The sequence below is a fragment of the Streptomyces narbonensis genome, from assembly GCF_014649015.1.
Lineage (GTDB): Bacteria > Actinomycetota > Actinomycetes > Streptomycetales > Streptomycetaceae > Streptomyces > Streptomyces narbonensis.
The window spans coordinates 1-518 of sequence record NZ_BMSF01000205.1 but is presented as its reverse complement, the minus strand read 5'-3'; the positions used below and the strand labels follow the sequence as shown (position 1 = coordinate 518).

The window sequence follows — 518 nt, the reverse complement described above, 5'->3', positions numbered from 1 at the left end:
ACCAACCATCCCTCTCCAACCAACAAAACCAATTTTAAGCATAAATTTTCCTAATTATTTTGTTTATATTTTAATTATTTTTTTAAATTCTTCAATTATTACATCCCCCATTATTTTTGTAGATACTAAATTTTTCCCAGTCGAATTTATATCTGCAGTACGAATACCTTTATTTAAAACATTATTTATAGCTAAATTTAAATATTTAGATAATAAAGGTTTTTGTAAAGAATAATGTAACATCATCGAAACTGATAAAATTGTAGCAATAGGATTAGCAATTCCTTTATTAGCAATATCTGGCGCACTTCCATGACATGGTTCAAATAAACATTGTCCTTTTGAATTTATAGAAGCTGAAGGTAACATACCTATTGATCCTGTCAAATTAGCTGCTTCATCAGATAAAATATCGCCAAACATGTTTCCAGTAACTATCACATCAAATTGCTTTGGTGTTAATATAAGCTGCAAAGCCGCGTTATCAATATATAAATGAGATAATTTAACATCAGGAT

The 518-nt window shown here is 28.2% G+C and carries 1 protein-coding gene; it reads right to left on the bottom strand.

Annotated features, from left to right (window positions below):
* Positions 1-63 precede the first annotated feature (63 nt).
* On the bottom strand, positions 64-518 hold a 455-nt coding region (locus IE124_RS36465; RefSeq protein WP_268246778.1), incomplete at its 5' end, for an isocitrate/isopropylmalate family dehydrogenase.